The organism is Frankia sp. AiPs1 (assembly GCF_023716945.1).
Taxonomy (GTDB): Bacteria; Actinomycetota; Actinomycetes; order Frankiales; family Frankiaceae; genus Frankia.
Window position 1 is genome coordinate 1 of record NZ_JAMQQF010001124.1, and the last position, 718, is coordinate 718.

Here is a 718-nt window from a genome sequence, read left to right on the forward strand (position 1 = left end):
GGTGTCGGCGGCGCCGACGGTGGGCATTTCGGTGGCGCGGGGTGAGTGGGCGGCGTCCCGTCCTCCCTCGGCCGGGCGCCGACGCCGCGGCGGACGGTGAGTGCCGGCACGTGCACCCGCGGCACGCCAGGCCAACCCGTCGGGCGCGTTCGGCGCTGCCGGGCGGCAATATGGGTGCATGCAGATCTCCGCTCGCGCCGACTATGCGCTGCGCGCACTACTGACGTTGGCGGCGAGTGACGGTCAGCTCGTCAAGGGCGAGTCGCTGGCCCTGGCGCAGGATCTGCCGCTGCGCTTCCTCGAGAACATCCTGACCGATCTGCGCCGGGCCGGGCTGGTCCAGAGCCGCCGGGGGGCCGACGGGGGCTATCAGCTGGGCCGACCCGCAGACCAGATCACGGTCGCCACGGTGATCCGGGTGACCGACGGCCCGCTCGCGAGCGTGCGCGGGCGCCGCCCCGAGGACGCCTGCTACGAGGGCGCGGCCAAGAACCTGCAGGATGTCTGGATCGCCGTCCGGGTCAACCTGCGCCGCGTCCTGGAGAACGTGACCCTCGCCGAGGTCGCCGGCGGCCGCCTGCCGGAGATCGTCACCGCCCTCGGCAAGGATCCCGATGCCTGGACGACTCGCTAGCGAATCGGCGGGCGCTCACGACGCGCCCGGCAGCGCGCGGGTGGCTGTGGCGGGCGGCAGGCCGGCCCCGAGGCGCGCCCGCTG

General features: G+C 74.8%; 1 protein-coding gene. It reads left to right on the forward strand.

Features of this window, described 5'->3' with window-relative positions; all coding sequences use genetic code 11:
• Positions 1-178: 178 nt before the first annotated feature.
• On the forward strand, positions 179-634 hold the full coding sequence (locus tag ND748_RS33245; RefSeq protein ID WP_251750185.1) for an Rrf2 family transcriptional regulator: 456 nt from the start codon (positions 179-181) through the stop codon (positions 632-634).
• Positions 635-718: the final 84 nt, after the last annotated feature.

Excerpts from the sequence above, each read along its gene's own strand:
- ND748_RS33245 (WP_251750185.1), top strand. The coding sequence starts at position 179 with ATGCAGATCTCCGCTCGCGCCGACTATGCGCTGCGCGCACTACTGACG.